Origin of the sequence: Kitasatospora sp. NPDC051705, from assembly GCF_044453265.1 — a bacterium.
GTDB lineage: Bacteria > Actinomycetota > Actinomycetes > Streptomycetales > Streptomycetaceae > Kitasatospora.
Genome location: NZ_JBITCO010000040.1, coordinates 35,069 through 50,922 on the forward strand (window position 1 = coordinate 35,069; position 15,854 = coordinate 50,922).

General features: G+C 75.4%; 17 protein-coding genes. 10 read left to right on the plus strand and 7 right to left on the minus strand.

Annotated elements, in window-relative coordinates; all coding sequences use genetic code 11:
- The first annotated feature begins 70 nt into the window (after window positions 1–70).
- The 4 genes from ACIA8Q_RS31855 (at window position 71) to ACIA8Q_RS31870 (ending at window position 4,294) form a co-directional block, all read left to right on the plus strand.
- Window positions 71–880 (plus strand): RNA polymerase sigma factor, encoded by an 810-nt coding sequence (locus ACIA8Q_RS31855; protein WP_396318140.1) that lies wholly within the window; start codon window positions 71–73, stop codon window positions 878–880.
- On the plus strand, window positions 877–1,932 hold the full coding sequence (locus tag ACIA8Q_RS31860) for a hypothetical protein (RefSeq protein ID WP_396318138.1): 1,056 nt from the start codon (window positions 877–879) through the stop codon (window positions 1,930–1,932). The genes ACIA8Q_RS31855 and ACIA8Q_RS31860 overlap by 4 nt, the downstream gene beginning before the upstream one ends.
- A gap of 409 nt (window positions 1,933–2,341) precedes the next feature.
- The gene (locus ACIA8Q_RS31865) at window positions 2,342–3,868 is read left to right on the plus strand and encodes a protein kinase (protein WP_360211185.1); all 1,527 of its coding nucleotides are present in this window, start codon (window positions 2,342–2,344) and stop codon (window positions 3,866–3,868) included.
- 57 nt (window positions 3,869–3,925) lie between these two features.
- Window positions 3,926–4,294 (plus strand): VOC family protein, encoded by a 369-nt coding sequence (locus tag ACIA8Q_RS31870; RefSeq protein ID WP_396318139.1) that lies wholly within the window; start codon window positions 3,926–3,928, stop codon window positions 4,292–4,294.
- Between the two features lie 21 nt (window positions 4,295–4,315).
- Here ACIA8Q_RS31870 and ACIA8Q_RS31875 read toward each other — a convergent pair whose 3' ends face one another.
- Window positions 4,316–5,299 (minus strand): LuxR C-terminal-related transcriptional regulator, encoded by a 984-nt coding sequence (locus ACIA8Q_RS31875; protein WP_360211189.1) that lies wholly within the window; start codon window positions 5,297–5,299, stop codon window positions 4,316–4,318.
- Between the two features lie 159 nt (window positions 5,300–5,458).
- Between ACIA8Q_RS31875 and ACIA8Q_RS31880 the strand changes: the two genes are divergently transcribed.
- The 3 genes from ACIA8Q_RS31880 (at window position 5,459) to ACIA8Q_RS31890 (ending at window position 7,968) form a co-directional block, all read left to right on the plus strand.
- Window positions 5,459–5,770: a hypothetical protein gene (locus ACIA8Q_RS31880; RefSeq protein WP_360211191.1), complete on the plus strand. Its 312-nt coding sequence runs from the start codon at window positions 5,459–5,461 to the stop codon at window positions 5,768–5,770.
- Between the two features lie 191 nt (window positions 5,771–5,961).
- Window positions 5,962–6,132: a hypothetical protein gene (locus ACIA8Q_RS31885; RefSeq protein WP_360211193.1), complete on the plus strand. Its 171-nt coding sequence runs from the start codon at window positions 5,962–5,964 to the stop codon at window positions 6,130–6,132.
- A 294-nt stretch (window positions 6,133–6,426) separates the two neighbouring features.
- Entirely contained in the window at window positions 6,427–7,968 is a 1,542-nt protein-coding gene (locus ACIA8Q_RS31890) for a hypothetical protein (RefSeq protein WP_360211195.1), read from the plus strand.
- 98 nt (window positions 7,969–8,066) lie between these two features.
- Here ACIA8Q_RS31890 and ACIA8Q_RS31895 read toward each other — a convergent pair whose 3' ends face one another.
- The 4 genes from ACIA8Q_RS31895 to ACIA8Q_RS31910 all read right to left on the minus strand — a co-directional run bounded on the left by ACIA8Q_RS31895 (window position 8,067) and on the right by ACIA8Q_RS31910 (window position 11,379).
- Window positions 8,067–8,633 carry a potassium channel family protein gene (locus ACIA8Q_RS31895; RefSeq protein WP_360211197.1) on the minus strand — a complete coding sequence of 189 codons (567 nt, stop codon included), beginning with the start codon at window positions 8,631–8,633 and terminating at the stop codon, window positions 8,067–8,069.
- 154 nt (window positions 8,634–8,787) lie between these two features.
- A complete protein-coding gene (gene tatA, locus ACIA8Q_RS31900) occupies window positions 8,788–9,066 on the minus strand; it encodes a Sec-independent protein translocase subunit TatA (protein WP_360211199.1) in 279 nt (92 codons plus the stop codon).
- Window positions 9,067–9,241: 175 nt separating this feature from the next.
- Window positions 9,242–9,604 (minus strand): DUF202 domain-containing protein, encoded by a 363-nt coding sequence (locus ACIA8Q_RS31905; protein ID WP_360211201.1) that lies wholly within the window; start codon window positions 9,602–9,604, stop codon window positions 9,242–9,244.
- Window positions 9,605–9,822: 218 nt separating this feature from the next.
- Window positions 9,823–11,379: an MFS transporter gene (locus tag ACIA8Q_RS31910; protein WP_360211203.1), complete on the minus strand. Its 1,557-nt coding sequence runs from the start codon at window positions 11,377–11,379 to the stop codon at window positions 9,823–9,825.
- Between the two features lie 110 nt (window positions 11,380–11,489).
- On the opposite strand from ACIA8Q_RS31910, the gene ACIA8Q_RS31915 reads away from it, so the two are divergent.
- A complete protein-coding gene (locus ACIA8Q_RS31915; protein ID WP_360211205.1) occupies window positions 11,490–12,080 on the plus strand; it encodes a TetR/AcrR family transcriptional regulator in 591 nt (196 codons plus the stop codon).
- Window positions 12,081–12,141: 61 nt separating this feature from the next.
- Here the strand turns inward: ACIA8Q_RS31915 and ACIA8Q_RS31920 are convergent, their stop codons facing one another.
- A complete protein-coding gene (locus ACIA8Q_RS31920; RefSeq protein ID WP_360211207.1) occupies window positions 12,142–12,459 on the minus strand; it encodes a cupin in 318 nt (105 codons plus the stop codon).
- Between the two features lie 231 nt (window positions 12,460–12,690).
- On the opposite strand from ACIA8Q_RS31920, the gene ACIA8Q_RS31925 reads away from it, so the two are divergent.
- Window positions 12,691–12,957: a hypothetical protein gene (locus ACIA8Q_RS31925; protein ID WP_360211209.1), complete on the plus strand. Its 267-nt coding sequence runs from the start codon at window positions 12,691–12,693 to the stop codon at window positions 12,955–12,957.
- 141 nt (window positions 12,958–13,098) lie between these two features.
- Here ACIA8Q_RS31925 and ACIA8Q_RS31930 read toward each other — a convergent pair whose 3' ends face one another.
- Entirely contained in the window at window positions 13,099–14,256 is a 1,158-nt protein-coding gene (locus ACIA8Q_RS31930) for an acyl-CoA dehydrogenase family protein (RefSeq protein WP_360211211.1), read from the minus strand.
- Between the two features lie 267 nt (window positions 14,257–14,523).
- On the opposite strand from ACIA8Q_RS31930, the gene ACIA8Q_RS31935 reads away from it, so the two are divergent.
- Window positions 14,524–15,726, plus strand: coding sequence for a TetR/AcrR family transcriptional regulator (locus ACIA8Q_RS31935; protein ID WP_387901958.1), 1,203 nt, complete (start codon window positions 14,524–14,526; stop codon window positions 15,724–15,726).
- The last annotated feature ends 128 nt before the right edge of the window (window positions 15,727–15,854 follow it).

Below are 15,854 nucleotides of genomic sequence, written 5' to 3' on the forward strand. Positions count from 1 at the left end.
ACGGGACCTTGGGCCCGGCGGCCCGTGGTCCTTCGACCGGACCCGGACCCGGTCGCCCGGATGGCGCATGATGTGGCGGGTGCAGAGTGCAGAGCGCCCCGGAGCGGGCACCGACAGCCCCGTCGGCCGGTCCGGACCAGTCCCTTCCGCCGGCCCACCACCCGGCGGGCCCGTCGCCCCCGTCGATCTGACCGAGGCCGTCCGGGCCGCGCAGGCGGGGGACGAGGAGGCGTTCCGGCTGCTGTTCCGGACGGTCCAGCCGGGCCTGCTGCGCTACCTGCGGGTACTGGTCGGCGGGCGTCCCGAGGACGCCCAGGACGCCGAGGACATCGCCTCCGAGACCTGGCTGCAGATCGCCCGCGACCTGCGCGGCTTTTCCGGGGACGGGGACGGCTTCCGCGGCTGGGCCGCCACCGTGGCCCGCCACCGCGCGCTCGACCACCTGCGCGCCCGCCGCCGCCGCCCGGTCACCGACCTGCCCTTCGAGTACCTCGCCGAGCTGGCCGCCGGGGACGACACCGCGCGCGCCGCGCTCACCACCGTCGGCACCGCCGACGCACTGGCGCTGATCTCCCGGCTGCCGCGCGACCAGGCCGAGGCCGTCCTGCTGCGGGTGGTGATGGAACTGGACGCCGAGAGCGCCGCCCGGGTGCTCGGCAAGCGGGCCGGCAGCGTCCGGATGGCCGCCCACCGGGGGCTGCGCAAGCTGGCCACGCTGCTGGAGCAGCCCTTCGCGGCCGGTACCGGCATCCCGGCCGCGCGGGCGGCCGCGGAGCCCGCCGAACGACCCGCGGGACGGGCCGCGGGGCGGTCCGCGAAAAAAAGTACTGCGCAGGGTGTGACAGAACGCCGGGCCGCGACGCTGAAGGACATGAGATGAGCACCAACCGATCCCGTCGGATCGACCGTGACACGGCCGAGCACCTGCTCGGCGGTGCCGTGGGCGGCCCGCCGGCCGGGCAGGACGCCTCGCTCACCGGACCGGACGGCGGTCCCGGGGCAGTCGCCCGGGTCCTCGCCGCGGCCGCCGCCCCGGCGACGGTCGACGAGCTGGCCGGGGAGGAGCACGCCCTGGCCGCCTTCCGGGAGGCCCGTCTCGCGTCCGACCCCGTAGTGACCGCACCCGTCCGGAGACGATCGATGGCGACCGCCACGCTGGCCAGGGCCTTCAGCACGAAGGCCGTTGCCGTCGTGCTCGGCGCCACGGCGCTGTGCGGGGTCGCGGTCGCCGCCGGCACCGGGAACCTGCCGTCCCCGCTGGGCGGCCCCGCCGAGCCGGAGCACATGCTCGCCACCGGCGGCGGCAGCGCGTCCGGCCACCCGTCCGGCACCCCGCCGCGCAGTGCCGCGCCGGCCGGGGCGTCCCCGCGCCCGTCCGGCACCGGCCCGTCCGGTGCCCCGCAGCAGGTCGCGCCGTCCACCGCCCCGACGCCCGGCGCCCCCTCCGCCGGTGTCGACGGACGCGGCGCCCGGCAGGTCCCGCCCGCGCTGGTCCCGCTCTGCCGCGGGTTCGCCGACCGGACGGGCAAGGGCGAGCGCTCGCGCCAGCTGCTCACCGACCCGCTCTACGCCCCCCTGGTCGCGGCGGCCGGCGGGGCGGAGAAGGTGGCGGAGTACTGCGCGGACGGCGCCGGGAAGCAGGGCGACGACGACCACCAGGGCGCCGCCCCGCAGCCCCGCGACCCGGGCCGGGCGGTGCCGAGCCCCGGCGCCGGCAAGGGCGGCAACGACAACACCAACGGCAACGACAACGCCAACGGCAAGGGCAAGGGCGGCACGGACGCCGGCACCAACGGCGGCGACGCGGCCAAGCAGCCCGGCAGGGCCGGCGGCACCGCCTCCACGGTGCCGGCCGTACCGGTCGTGCCGGACGCCCGCCCGAGCCCGGTCAAACCGGACCGGCCCGAGGACGACCAGTCGGGCCGGCGGTAACCCCCCGGACTCCGGGTGGGCGGCGGGCGACTCCCCCCGGGCCCGCCGCCCACCCGGATCGCACCACCCGCACCACCCGCAGGACCTGCAGTACCCGCAGTACGCAGGACCACCCGAAGACCCCGGGTGGCCGGTCGGCTCCCCCGTGCCCACCGTCCACCCGGCCGGCCCCGGCCGGACCGGCAGGCGCATCACCCCGGACGCGCCGCCGGCCGGCCGGCCCGGAACGTGCGGCCCGCCCGCCCGCAGTCAGGGCGGGCCGCACCCCCCGTGCCGGCGGCCGGGGGACCGCTGCCCGGTCCCCCGACCGCCTCCCCGCCCCCGGCGGGGCGGTCCGGCCGGGCGGCTATCGTGCACGGGTGCACGAGGCGGCCCGGAACCCCGGGCACGGCACGTGAGGGGAGCTCCAGTGATCGGACGGGCGCTGAACGGGCGTTACGAACTCGTCGAGATACTCGGCGTCGGCGGCATGGCCACCGTCTGGCGCGGCGTGGACCACGTGCTGGGCCGGCAGGTGGCCGTCAAGGTCCTCAACGGAGGCCTCGCCGACGACCCCCGCTTCGCCGAGAGGTTCGGCCGGGAGGCGCAGCACGCCGCGATGCTGGTGCACCCGAGGATCGTCATGGTCTTCGACTCCGGCGTCGACGAGGGCACCCCGTTCATCGTCATGGAGCTCGTCAACGGGCGTTCGCTCGCCGCCGTGCTGGCGCAGCAGCCGGCCCTGCCGGTGGAGCGGGCCGTCGGCATCGCGGCGGCGGTCTGCGAGGCGCTGGCGGTCGCGCACGCGGCCGGGCTGGTCCACCGCGACATCAAGCCCGGCAACATCATGATCACCGACGACGGCGGCGTGAAGGTCGTCGACTTCGGCATCGCCCGGGCCGGGTCCTCCAGCAACCTCACCCAGACCGCGAGCGTGCTCGGCACGGCCGCGTACCTGTCGCCCGAGCAGGCCACGGCCTCGGCGCTGGACGGCCGCACCGACCTCTACGCCGTCGGCTGCGTGCTCACCGAGATGCTGACCGGCGCGACCCCGTTCACCGCCGAGAGCCCGGTGGCGATCGCCTTCAAGCACGTCGGCGAACAGCCGCTGCCGCCGTCGGCCCGCCGCCCCGGTCTGCCGCCGGCCCTGGACGCCGCGGTCCTGCGGCTGCTCGCCAAGAAGCCCGCCGACCGGCCCGCGGACGCGGCCGCGGCGCGGTACGAGCTCCTCTCCACCGTGCCCGGGCTCGCGGTCGGCGACCCGACGACCGAACTCCTCGCCACCGCCGCCGCCACCCAGCTGCTCCCGCCCGTCCCGGCGGCGAACGCCGACCAGCAGCACACCACTCTGCTGCCGCCGCAGGCCGCGGCGCCCGCCACCTCGCTGATGGCCCCCGTCCCGGCGGCCCCGCCGGCGCCCGCCGCCCGCAGCCGGCGCCGGCCGCTCGTGCTGGGCGCCCTCGGGGTGGCCGGGCTCGCCGGGGTCACCGCGCTGGCCGTCACCGCCTTCGACGAGCCGGCCGGCCACGCGACCCCGGCGGCCAAGCCGCCCGCGGCCACCGCCTCCGCCCGCCCGACGGCCACGCCCACCCCGACCCCGACCCCGGCGGCGCCCACCACCCCGGCCGCCCTCCCGACCACGGCGGCCCCCGTCGTCCCCCGCAACCAGGCCCCGGCGCTCCAGCTCAACGCCTTCCGCCAGGCCGTCGCGCAGGCCCAGGTCGGCAAGGACCGCGACCGCCAGGTCGAGCTGCTGCGGATCCTCGACGACGCCTCGGCCCGCCTCAACGAGGGCTCCCCGGACGACGCCGCCCAGGAGCTGAAAGACGCCCAGAAGGTGATCCGCGACATGGCGAAGAAGCACGCCATCGACCCTGCGACCAACGCCAACTGGAACGCCCGGCTGTCGGCCCTGCTGATCACCCTGCACGCGACGGCCGGCGACCAGAACGACTGAGGGACCGGCTGAGGGCCCGGCGCCGCAGGGGTGCTGGCGGGCCGTCACAATGGCGGGATGCTGACTCTCGGATCCGTCGTCCTCGGTGTCTCCGACATGCCGCGCGCGGTCGCCTTCTGGACCGCGGCGCTCGGCTACCGCGCGCGCGACGGCGAGGTCGGGGCGGACTGGACGGTGCTCGTCCCCGCCGCCGGCGGCGGCGTGCAGATCGCGCTGGGCGTCAGCGAGTCGCCCGTCCAGGAGCACCCGCGGGTGCACCTGGACCTCTACGCCGGCGACGCCGGCGACCAGGCCGCCGAGGTCGAGCGACTGGTGTCGCTCGGCGCCCGGCGGGTCGACTGGGACGGCTACCCCGAGGACCCGGACTTCGTGGTGCTCGCCTGCCCCGAGGGCAACCGCTTCTGCGTCATCGACACGAGCCGCTGACCGCGGCGCCGCGGGACCGTCTCAGAGCCAGCCGGCCTGGGCGGCGCGGACGCCGGCCTGGAAGCGGCTGCGGGCGTCGAGGCGCTCCATGAGGTCGTTGGCGATGCGCCGCGCGGTGCGCGGGGACACACCGAGGCGCTTGGCGATGGCCTCGTCGGTGTGGCCGTCGGAGAGCAGGGTGAGGGCGGTGTGCTCCTGCGGGGTGAGGCCGTGCTCGTCGGGGGCGGCGGCGTCGCCCAGGGGCTGCGCGCCGGCCCAGACGGTCTCGAAGAGGGCGCACAGCGCCGTGAGCATGCCCTCGCCGCTGAGGACGACGGCGCCGGCGGCGGTGTCGTCGCTCTGGACGGGGATGACGGCCGTGGAGCGGTCGACGACGATCATGCGGGTGGGGAGCGCCGGGACGGTGCGGACCTGGCCGCCGTGGGTGGCGAGCCAGTTGACGTAGTCGACGGTGTGCGGGCTGTTGCGCACGCTGTCGAGGTAGACGGTGCGCATCCGGATGCCGCGGGACAGCAGGTCCTGGTTGAGCGGCTTGGCGGCCTCGATGTTCTCGGGCTTCTGGGCGCCGTCGGGGGAGAAGGTCATCACCTCGTGGCGCATCTCGCGGGTGAGGGCGGAGAGGCGGTCCCGGATCCGGTCGAGGCCGACGAGGTGCTCGACGTCGGGGTGGGCCTTGGTGGGCCGCAGGTCGGCGTACTCGGCGATGAGCTGGGCGGCCGCGGCGCGGGAGGCCTCGATGCGCAGCTGCTGGGCCGCCAGCTCGGCCTGCTGGCGGGCCATCAGGATCTCCATGCCGACGTCCGGGGAGACGGCCCGCAGCTCGCCGGGGCGTTCGGCGGAGGGGCGCAGCAGGGCGAGCTCGCTGAGCAGGTCGAGGGCGTTCCTGACCTGCTCCTCGGTGAGTGAGAGCCGGGTGCACAGACCCTCCACCCCGTCGTTCGGATGGGCGAGCATGGCCCGGTAGACCGCCTCCGAGGCGGTGTCCAGCCCCAGCGTCGTCAGCATGTCCAAACCCCCGTGATGGACTCGTGTTCGAAGCGTAGACGATCATTCCACAGCAGGTCGGAGGGGTGCCACACCGCCCGGTGGACGGTTTCGGCCAAGGACGGGAGCGTCCATGTTCGGCCCCTGTGCATCGTTTGCCGGGTTCGGCACGCTCGTCGTATGTATCTCGTTCATGCCGTACTGCGGCCCGTGTCCCCGGGGCTGGCGCTGCCCTCCGACGCCCGTGAGCTGCTGCGCGGAGAGGTGTGGCCGGAGGACCGGATCGAGCACCTCGTCGTCCACCCGCACCCGGGCGCGGATCCGGTGCTGGGCGTCTACCTGCTGGCCGACCGGCTGGAGGACGCCGAGGCGCGGACCGACCGCTTCTGCCACCGGGCGCTGACCGCGCTCCCGCAGTTCGCGGGCTGGCGTGCGGCGCGCGGCGCCGCGCCGCTGCTGGCGCCCTTCTACGAGCGGCTGCTGGGGCTCTGAGACGGGCCCTGGCCGGAACGGTCCAGGGACGTTTCCGGCCAGCCGGATTCCCTTCCACTGCCGCTGAGCTGCGACGAAGCTAGTGATCGCCGCCAGGGAGCACCGCTCCGGACGGCGCCGGAGGATCCGTCACCGCGGGACGCGACCACCGGACCCACTCAGCCGTCGCACCCGTAGAAGAGGACACCGTCATGCTCCGCACCGTCATCGCCAAGGCCGCCGCGGTCGCCACCCTCGCCCTCGCCCTGGCCGGTCTGGCCCCCGCCGTCGCCGGCAGCGCCACCACCGCCAGTGCCGCCACCAGCACCACCGCCGGCGTCTCCGGCGCCCCCGTCGTCGCCTACGACATGATCTGGGGCTGATCGAGCCCCGCCCTGCGCAGCGCCGTCCGGGCCGTTCCGCCCGCCCGCTCCGCGTAGTGCCACCCTGCCCACCCCGCCCGCGCCGCCCGGCCCGGGCCGTTCCACCCCGGCCCCACGGGCCGCCGCACCCCGCCGCACCGGCTGCTCCTGCAGGGCAGCCGCCCGGCCGCGGCCCGCACGCCCTCCCCCCTCCGGCGGTTCGACGCCGCCGTCCGCTCCCGCCCGGTCCCGCCCGGTCGCGGGGGAGCACCACCGAAGAACTCTGACCCGATCATGACCATCAAAGGATCCGTCGTGTCCCGTCGCGCCCTCTCCCGCTCCCTCGCCATCGGCCTCGCCGCCGTCTCCGCCTCCGCGGTGTTCTCCGTCATGCCCGCCCAGGCCGACACCGTGGTCGCCTCCTGGCGGACCCCGACCTCGACCGGCACGCTCGGCAACGGCGCCGCCCCCGGCGGCACGGTGACCCGCAGCCAGGCCGTGGCCCGGGCCCAGGACTGGGTGAACAAGGCCGTCCCGTACAGCCCCAACGGCCTGGTCAGCCCGTACGGCTGGTGGGCCGACGCCGAGACCGGCGGTCGCTACCGGCAGGACTGCTCCGGCCTGGTCTCGATGGCCTGGCAGCTGACGGACAGCCTGAACACCAACTCGCTGGTCAACGTCTCCACCCGGATCGGCCTCGACGACCTCCAGCCGGGCGACGCCCTCAACAACATCGACACCCACACCGCGCTCTTCGTCGGCTGGACCGACGGCTCGCACAACGCGGCCAACATCATCGAGGAGTGGAGCCGCTCCGGCCCGACCCGCGCCCGGGTGATGAACCGCAGCGAGATCAACAGCCGGCACTTCTACGCCTACCGCTACAACCGGATCGCGGACGACTCCGCGCCCACGGTCAGCAAGACCAAGGGCCAGTTCTTCCACGGGACCCGCAACGCGGACGGCACCTGGACCGGCCTCGGCGCGCTCAACGGTGTCGCCACGGCCCCGCAGTTCAACGGCACCGAGGAGGCCATCGCGGCCGCGCCCGACGGCTCCTCGCAGGTGGTCGGCATCGGCCTGGACGGCAACGTCTACCACACCGTCCGTTACACCAGCGGCAGTTGGCAGCCCTGGGGTGCCCTGACCGACTTCAACGGCAAGCAGATGGCCGCCAGCCAGGTGTCGATCGCGGTCGGCCCGGACGGCTCGGCCCAGGTGCTCGCCGTCGGCGCCGACACCGTGCTCTACCACGCGATCCGCAGCGCGAACGGCTCCTGGAGCGCCTTCCAGCCGCTCGTCCTCAAGGACGGCTCCCCGATGAAGGCGGGCCGGGTGTCGATCGCGGTCGGCCCGGACGGCTCCTCGCAGACCCTGGCGATCGGCGGCGACGGCGTCGTCTACCACACCGTCCGCGCCGCCGACGGCTCCTGGACCCCGTTCCAGCCGGTGCTCGGCACCGACGGCGGCCCGGTCCACGCGTCCGACGTCTCCATCGCCGCCAACCGCGACGGCTCGGCCCAGCTCCTCGTCATCCCCGGCGACGGCAACGTCTACCACGAGATCCGCCGCTCCGACGGCAGCTGGACCGGCTTCGCCCCGATCGACGGCGTCGGCACCCCCACCATGGCGGCCAGCCAGGCCTCGATCACCATCACCCCGGACGGCACCGCCCAGGTCCTGGCCATCGGCAACGACGGCAACGTCTACCACCGGAGCCGCAACTCGGACGGCAGCTGGACCGGCTTCGCCCCGATCGCCGGCGCCTACGGCGCGAGCACCTTCAACGCCCAGCGCGTCGGCATCGCCGGCATGCCGGACGGCTCCGCCCAGATCCTGGTCACCGGCGGCCGCTGACCTCCACCGGCCCCGCCCGCCCCGTCGGCGGGCCCACCGGCACCGCCCCGCGAGCCCCGCCCGACCAGGGCGGGGCTCGCCGTCGTCACTCCGGGTCGTCACCCCCCGTGACGCCGGCCGCGCCGGGGCCGCCCGCCCGTCCCCTGGGCGATCCGGCTCTCCACGTTGCTGCGGACCGCCTTCGACAGCGTCCCGGCGGCCGCCGCGAGGAAGACGAAGTTGTAGGCGATCTGCATCGTCACGATGAGCCGCGCCGTCTGCCCCGCCGGGGTGATGTCGCCGTAGCCGACCGTCGCCATGGTGACGACCGTGAAGTACAGCGCGTCCAGCCGGGTCTCCAGCCCCGCGAACTCCGACTTGTGACTCCCCATCACGTAGTACGTCGCGGCGAAGATGGTCAGCGCCATGCAGATCAGGAAGATCAGCCAGACCACCGGCCGCTTGGCCGTCCCGCGCATCACGCCGGCCATCTTGGCCAGCAGCAGCCAGGTCATCCCGGCCACCGCCGCCGCGAAGAAGGTCCAGCTCACCACCGGTCGGCGGTTGCCGAACCACTCCAGCGGCAGGGTGAAGTACCCGACCATCAGCAGCGTGAACGCGAGGAGCAGATAGGACCAGGCCCGCAGGTCGACGGGCGCGGGAGGCGGCAGCGGGTTCTCGGACATCCCGCCCAGCCTGTTCCGCCGGGGCCTCCGGCGCCCGCCGGGCTGCTCCGTCCGGGTCGGGCCGTCGGGCCGGGCGCCGTGCGGGTCACCGTACGACGAAGCCCCCGGCGCCGTCGTCGGACGGTACCGGGGGCTCCGGGGGCGAGTGCGGGACTCAGGCGGTCGTCTCGGGCCGCTTCGTCTCGGTGGCCTTGGTCACGTTGGTCGGCGTGACGGCGGGCTGGGGGGCGGCCGTGCTCTGCGCGGTGCCGGCGGCCTGTGCGGCGTCCGCCGGGGCGTCCTCGTCGCGCAGAGCCTTGGTCTCCGCCTTCAGGATGCGCATGGACTTGCCCAGGCCACGGGCCATCTCCGGCAGCTTCTTCGATCCGAACAGCAGGACCACGACCGCCAGCACCACCAGGAGGTGCCAGGGCTCAAGACCGTTCCGCAGCATCCCTGGCCACCGGTCCCTTCTTGTCTAGAGTCACGAGGTGGGCTGTTGCCCGTGCTGGCCAGTATGCCTGGCACTGACGGCGAACGGATACACCGGCCGGGAAACGCTGGCCGAAAACCAGGTGCCGTTCGAGCGGAACGCAAGCGTCGTGTGCGTCGCCGACGCGGCCGCGGGGTCAGCCGGAGTAGCCGATGATCAGCCCGCACAGCACCGCCGCGACCACCGCGACCCCGGTGGACAGCACCAGCAGCACCCGGGTCCGCGGCAACGGCGCGCCCGCCCGCATCGCCGCCTCCACCTTCGTCCACCGCTGGTAGGCCGTCAGCCCCAGCACCGCGCCGCCGAGCGCGCAGACCACGGCCAGGGTGACCCGCAGCGGCTCCGGGGCGATGTCGGGGGTGAGCTGGTCCACCGCGATGCCGCCCGCGAGCAGGCCCAGCGAGGTGCGGATCCAGGCCAGGAAGGTCCGCTCGTTGGCGAGCGAGAAGCGGTAGTCGAGCGGTTCCCGCTCCTCGTCGGCCTCCCCGGGCTCCGGCATCACGGCCTCCTCGCGCTCCTCGCGCCCACTGCGCCAGAGCCTAGACCGCCCCGCCCCGGCCCGCCTTCCGCGGTCCGGCGGCCCGGGGCGGCGGTCGGGGCGGCGGTCGGGAACCGTCGGGAGGCGTACCGCGGCTGCCGGGAACGGCGGAGAGCCCCCGCCCGGGTGGGCGGGGGCTCTCGATGACTCGCGTGGACCGGGCCGGCCGGGTGGGCCGGTCAGGCGGTGACCGTTTCGGCCCCGGCCTTCGGGGCGGGGGCGGCGGCGGGGAGGTGGCCCATCAGGCGGCGGGCCAGCACCGCGGCGCCGAGGGCGAAGACCAGGCCGACGACGGCGGCGACGTGCAGGCCGTCGGTGAAGGCGGTCCGGGCGGTCTCCAGCAGGTCGGAGCCGAGCCGGTCGGGGAGGTGGGCGGCGGTGGTCACCGCGCCGCCGAGGGTGTCCCGGGCGGCCCGGCCGGCCTCGCCGTCGAGCCCGGCCGGGAGGGCGCCGTCCAGCTGGTGGCGGTAGACCGCGGCGCCGGCCGCGCCGAGCAGGGCGATGCCGAGCGAGCTGCCCAGTTCGACGGCGGTCTCGGAGGTGGCGGATGCGGCGCCGGCCCGCTCGACGGGTGCGGCGGAGACGACCATCTCGGCGGTCATGGTCATGGTGCCGACGGTGCCGGCGGCGAGCACGCCCGCCGCCACGAGGATGACCGCCAGCGGGGAGTGGGCGCCGACCGCGGTCATCATCGCGAAGCCCGCGGCGGCGACGAGGAAGCCGCCGCCCATCAGGACCGCCGGGCGGACCCGGCCGGCCAGCGCCGAGGTGATCCCGACGGCCGCACCGACGCCGAGGCTGGGCGCCAGCGACCAGAGCGAGGCGGTGAGCGGGCTCATCCCCTTGACCAGCTGCAGGTACTGCGAGGTGAAGAGGGAGAAGCCCATCATCGCGAACATCGCGATGGTGTTGACGGTGATCGCGCCGGTGAAGGTGCGGATCCGGAACAGGCCGAGGTCGAGCAGCGGGTGGGCGGCGGTGCGCTGGCGCCGGACGAACGCGGCGCCGAGCAGCAGACCGGCCGGGATAGCGAGGGCGGGCAGCGGGTGCCAGCCGTCGACGGCGAGGGTCTTGACCCCGTAGACGAGCGGGAGGATCGCGGCGATCGAGAGGGCGGCGCCGGGCAGGTCGAAGCGGCCGGCGGGGGTGGCGGCGCGGTGCTCGGGGAGCACGGCGGGGGCGGCGAGCAGGACCAGGGCCATCACCGGGACGGCGGGCAGGAACGCGGAGCCCCACCAGTAGTGGTCGAGCAGCAGGCCGCCGGCGACGGGGCCGAGGGTGGCGCCGGCGGTGAGGACGCCGCCCCAGGCGCCGAGGGCGGCCTGCCGCTGCCGCGGGTCGTGGAACATCGTGCGGATCAGCGCGAGCGTCGAGGGCATCACGGTGGCCCCGGCGACGCCGAGCAGGGCGCGGGCGGCGATCAGCCCGCCGGCGGTGTCGGCCCGGGCGGCCAGCAGTGAGGCACCGATGAACCCGGCCGCGCCGACCATCAGCAGCCGGCGCCGGCCGATGCGGTCGCCCAGCGCGCCCATGGTGATGAGCAGGCCGGCGAGCAGGAACGAGTAGATGTCCATGATCCACAGCTGCTGGGTGCCGCTGGGGGCCAGCTCGGTGGAGATGTACGGGACGGCGAAGAAGAGGACGCCCATGTCCATGGCGAGGACGAGCGTCGGGAGCAGGAGGACGGCCAGGCCGATCCATTCGCGGCGGCCTGCGCGGCCGGTGGTTGCGGTCATGGGGATGACAGTACGGATGTGTCAGACGCTTGTCTAGTACAGATGTGTAAATCGATCGTCCAAGACATTCGTGCAAGACATTCGTCCAGACCTTCCGTAGGATTCGGGGCATGGGAAACCGCGAAGACCTGATGGCCGGCGCCAAGCGCTGCCTGTACGAGAAGGGCTACGGACGCACCACGGCCCGCGACATCGCGACCGCCTCGGGCGTCAGCCTCGCCGCGATCGGCTACCACTTCGGCTCCAAGGACGCCCTGCTCAACGCGGCGATGATCGAGGCGATCGGGGACATGGGGGCGGCCCTGGGGGCCGTCGTGGACGCCGCCAACCAGGTCTCGGCCGACCCGGAGGAGCGCTTCGCCGCCGTCTGGGACGGCCTGCGCGGCGTCTTCGCCACGCACCGCGGACTCTGGGCGGCCCAGTTCGAGGCGCTCGCCCAGACCGGGCACGCCCCCGAACTGGCGGAGGCGTTCGCGGGCGCGCAGAAGGAGGGCCGGCTCGGCCTGGCCGCGCTGTTCCAGGGGCTGCCCGAGGTCCCGGACACCGAGGAGGAACTCGTCCGCGGCGCCTTCTACCAGACCCTGCTGGCCGGGTACGCCGCGCAGTGGCTGGCCTCCCCGGACCAGGTGCCGAGCGGGCGGGAGTTCCTGCGCGGGCTGCGCCTGGTCAGCGGCGGGGTGCTCGGCCCGGCCGCCGCCTGAGGGCGGGCGCCCTCACGGTGCGGTGACGGCGGTCACTCTCACGGTGCGGTGACGGCGGGCCTCATACGGTGACGACGGTCAGCAGCACCACCGAGTCGACGTGGGCCAGCAGCCCGTGCCGCTCCTGGGGCACCGGTTCCAGCCGCCCCGTCGGCAGTTCCAGGTGCCGGCCGGCGATGGTCAGCGAGACCCGGCCGCGCAGCACCTGCACGCTGCCGGCGGTGGGCGGGGTGTGCTCGTCCAGCGAGGTGCCGGCGGTCAGGGCGATCACGGTCTGCCGCAGGAGGCCGTCGTGCAGCACCAGGTGGGCGCTGCGCCCGTGCGGGCTCTCGGCCGCGCGGGCGGCGTGCTCCACGGCGAGCTGTTCGAGATCGGGCATCGGGCGTCCTCCCGGCCCCGCCGGCCGGGGTCCTGCGCCCAGGGTCGCGGACGCGTCCGCTCCGCGCACCCGGAGCCGGCGGTCCGCCCCCCGGTCCGCCCGGGCCGTCCACTCCGCCGGCCCGCCCGCCGCGGGCCCGGCGGAGCCTGTCCGGGGCCCGTCCGGGGCCGTCGACGCCCGCCCGGAGTCGTTCGACGTGCGACTCCCGCCGAGTGCCCGCATCGTGGAGGCATGGCGACCAACCAGAATCTTTTCAGCGGCTTCCAGGTCAACCGCCCGATGCTGGCCGGCGGTGCGGTGCTCAGCGGCGTCGGCGCCGTGATCGGCATGGCCGGCGCGGTGATGGTGTGCGCGGCACTGGCCACGGCCGGCCGCAACTGGATGCGCGGGCTCGACACCCCGCCGTCCGCGATGGCCCACCGGGCACTGCACGAGGCGAAGGTGGCGTCCAACGCCGGCTGGGAGGCCTGGCGCACCGAGCACAGCTCGCCCAACTGACCGCGGCCCCGCCGTCCGGGCGCACCCGACCGGCCGGCCCGCGCCGCCACCGCGCGGCGCGGCGGGCCGCCATGGGGGTGCGGCCCGCCGCGGCCGTGAACCGGACCGCGGGCCGGGCGACGCCCGCGGTCCGAGCAGCGCCTACAGCCCGAGCGACTTGGCGATGATGCTGCGCATGACCTCGCTGGTGCCGCCGTAGATCCGGAAGACCCGGTTGTCGGTGTAGAGCCGGGCGATCGGGTACTCCAGGATGTAGCCGTAACCGCCGTGCAGCTGAAGGCACTTGTCGATCACGACGGACGCCGACTCGGTGCAGAACAGCTTGGCGGCGGCCGCATCGGCCACGCTCAGCTCGCCGTTCTGGTACAGCTCCAGCGCGCGGTCGACCATCGACTGCTGCGCCACCACCTGGGCCTCGCAGTCGGCGAGGGTGAACTTGGTGTTCTGGAACTCCGCGACGGCCTTGCCGAACACCTTGCGGTCCTTGACGTACTGCACCGCGAACCGCACCGCGGCGGCGGCGGACGCGTACGCGCCGACCGCGATCGCCAGCCGCTCCTGCACCAGGTTGTGGGTCAGGTAGGCGAAGGCCATGCCCTCCTCGCCGAGCAGGTCCTCCACCGGCACCTTGACGTCGCTGAACGCCAGTTCGGCGGTGTCCGAGGTGCGCAGGCCGATCTTCTGCAGCTTGCGGCCCACGCTGTACCCCGCGGAGGCGGTGTCCACGCAGAGGATGGAGAGCCCGGCCCGGCGGTTCTCCGGGTCGTACGGCGCGGTGCGGCAGACCACCAGGACGAGGTCGGCCAGCACGCCGCCGGTGATGAAGGTCTTGGCGCCGTTCAGGACGTAGTGGGTGCCGTCCTCGGAGAGCCGGGCGGTGGTGGTGATGCCCGCGAGGTCGGAGCCGGCGCCCGGCTCGGTCATCGCGATCGCCGTCATGATGTCGCCGGAGACGAAGCCGGGCAGCCAGCGCCGCTTCTGCTCCTCGTTCGCGTACTCCAGCAGGTACGGCAGGACGAGCCCGGTGTGCACGCCCGAGGAGCCGAAGCTCACGCCGGCTCTGGCGGTCTCCTCGGCGATCACGGCCTGGTACTTGAAGCCGCTCTCGCCGGCGCCGCCGTACTCCTCCGGCACCTCGATGCCGTAGACGCCGAGCTCGCCGAGCTGGCGGTAGAAGTCGCGCGGCGGGTGCCCCTCGGCCTCCCAGCTCTCGTAGACCGGGACGACCTCGTTGGCGATGAAGTCCCGGATGGTCTCCCGGAAGGCCTCGTGGTCCTCGCTGAACACGGTGCGGCGCACGGTGGCGCTCCCTTCGGTGGCGACCGGCCGGTGGGGCCGGCGGAGGCTGAACGTGCCAGGTGATGGCCCCACAAGTTAATCCCGGGTAGCTTCGACTGTCCAGGGTCGACGAGGCCGGAAACGGGCGGTGGTCGCGGGCTCGCGGTGCCGTCAAGTGAATCCTTGCTAGCCTGATCCCAAGAGTCCGGGAGTCCGGGAGTCGGCGGGTCCGGGGGGCCGGCGGCGCCGCGGTCCGGCGGCCGGAGCGGACGGGGGAGGGAGGCGGCCATGGTGGTCCGGAGGCCGCCCGGTCGGCGCGCCCAGATCCTCGCGGTGGCGGCCGACCGCTTCCACCGCAGCGGCTACCACCAGGTCTCCATGAGCGAGGTCGCAGCCGGGGTCGGCATCACCGCGCCGGCCCTCTACCGGCACTTCCGCGGCAAGCCCGAACTGCTCGACCGCGCCGTCCGGTTGGGCCTGGACGCGCTGGCCGACGGGCTGCGCGCGGCCCGCACCGGCGGCGAGCTCGGTGCCGCGCTGGCCGCCGTCGCGGTCGGGCACCGCCCGCTCGGCACCCTGGTGCAGCGCGACGCCCGGCTGCTGCCACCCGCCCGGCGGGCCGAGCTGCGCCGCGAGCTGCGCGCCGACGTCCGGCTGATGGCCGCCGTGCTGGGCGCGGAGCGCCCTGAACTGTCCGCTCCGGACGTCGAGTTGATCTGCTGGTCGGCGCTCTCGGCGGCTGCCGGGCTCTCCTACCAGACGGTCGCGCCGCAGCCCCGCCGAGCCGAGGCGGTGCTGCGCGACCTGGTCGCCGCCGTCCTCGCGGTCGGCCCGGGTACCGCGGAGGCCGGCTCCGCCGCCCGGGGCGCCCGGGTCACCGAAGCCGTCCCGGCCTCCCGGGCCGTCGCTGCCGCCGACCCGCTGCCCGCCCCCCGGCCGCCGGCCCGCCGGGAGGAACTGCTCGCCGCGGCCGTGCGGCTCTTCCACCAGCGCGGCTTCGACAACGTCAGCACCGACCAGCTCGGCGCCGCCGTGGGCATCTCCGGCCCCAGCGTGTACCGGCACTTCGACAGCAAGGCCCAGCTGCTCGCCGCCTCGCTGGTGCGCAGCCGTGAGCGGCTCTGGCAGCAGGTGGACGGCGCGATCACGGCCGCCGACGGCCCGCGGGCCGCACTCGAGGCCGGCCTGGGCGCCTACGTCGGCTTCGCGCTGCGCAACGGGGACTACCTGGGCGCGATGCTCAGCGAGACGGAGCGGCTGGCCCCGCCCGACCGGCGGGCCGCGGTGGACTTCCGGCGCGACTTCCTGCGGACCTGGGTCGGCCTGCTGCGCGAGGTCCGGCCCGGCTACGACGCGGTCGAGGCCCGGATCCGGGTCCACGCCCTGTTCGCGCTGGTCAACGACGGGGTCCGGAACCGTCCGCACAGTGCCCGGCCGGACCTCGGCGAGTGCCTGCTGCGCCTGGGCCGGGCCGTCCTGGGCTCGTCCTGAACGGCCGCGGGCGGGGGGGCGCCCCCCCCCCCCCCGGGGGGGGGGGCCGGCCCCCGGGGGGGGCGGGGGGGGGCGCCCCCCCGGGGGGGCGCGCGCGGGCGGGGGGGGGGCCCCGCCGGGCGCCGGGG

Excerpts from the sequence above, each read along its gene's own strand:
- ACIA8Q_RS31895 (WP_360211197.1), bottom strand. The coding sequence starts at position 8,633 with ATGTCCGAGAACCCGCTGCCGCCTCCCGCGCCCGTCGACCTGCGGGCC.
- tatA (WP_360211199.1), bottom strand. The coding sequence starts at position 9,066 with ATGCTGCGGAACGGTCTTGAGCCCTGGCACCTCCTGGTGGTGCTGGCG.
- ACIA8Q_RS31935 (WP_387901958.1), top strand. The coding sequence starts at position 14,524 with ATGGTGGTCCGGAGGCCGCCCGGTCGGCGCGCCCAGATCCTCGCGGTG.
- ACIA8Q_RS31915 (WP_360211205.1), top strand. The coding sequence starts at position 11,490 with ATGGGAAACCGCGAAGACCTGATGGCCGGCGCCAAGCGCTGCCTGTAC.
- ACIA8Q_RS31885 (WP_360211193.1), top strand. The coding sequence starts at position 5,962 with ATGCTCCGCACCGTCATCGCCAAGGCCGCCGCGGTCGCCACCCTCGCC.
- ACIA8Q_RS31875 (WP_360211189.1), bottom strand. The coding sequence starts at position 5,299 with ATGCTGACGACGCTGGGGCTGGACACCGCCTCGGAGGCGGTCTACCGG.
- ACIA8Q_RS31910 (WP_360211203.1), bottom strand. The coding sequence starts at position 11,379 with ATGACCGCAACCACCGGCCGCGCAGGCCGCCGCGAATGGATCGGCCTG.
- ACIA8Q_RS31880 (WP_360211191.1), top strand. The coding sequence starts at position 5,459 with ATGTATCTCGTTCATGCCGTACTGCGGCCCGTGTCCCCGGGGCTGGCG.
- ACIA8Q_RS31855 (WP_396318140.1), top strand. The coding sequence starts at position 71 with ATGTGGCGGGTGCAGAGTGCAGAGCGCCCCGGAGCGGGCACCGACAGC.
- ACIA8Q_RS31860 (WP_396318138.1), top strand. The coding sequence starts at position 877 with ATGAGCACCAACCGATCCCGTCGGATCGACCGTGACACGGCCGAGCAC.
- ACIA8Q_RS31920 (WP_360211207.1), bottom strand. The coding sequence starts at position 12,459 with ATGCCCGATCTCGAACAGCTCGCCGTGGAGCACGCCGCCCGCGCGGCC.
- ACIA8Q_RS31870 (WP_396318139.1), top strand. The coding sequence starts at position 3,926 with ATGCTGACTCTCGGATCCGTCGTCCTCGGTGTCTCCGACATGCCGCGC.
- ACIA8Q_RS31925 (WP_360211209.1), top strand. The coding sequence starts at position 12,691 with ATGGCGACCAACCAGAATCTTTTCAGCGGCTTCCAGGTCAACCGCCCG.
- ACIA8Q_RS31905 (WP_360211201.1), bottom strand. The coding sequence starts at position 9,604 with ATGCCGGAGCCCGGGGAGGCCGACGAGGAGCGGGAACCGCTCGACTAC.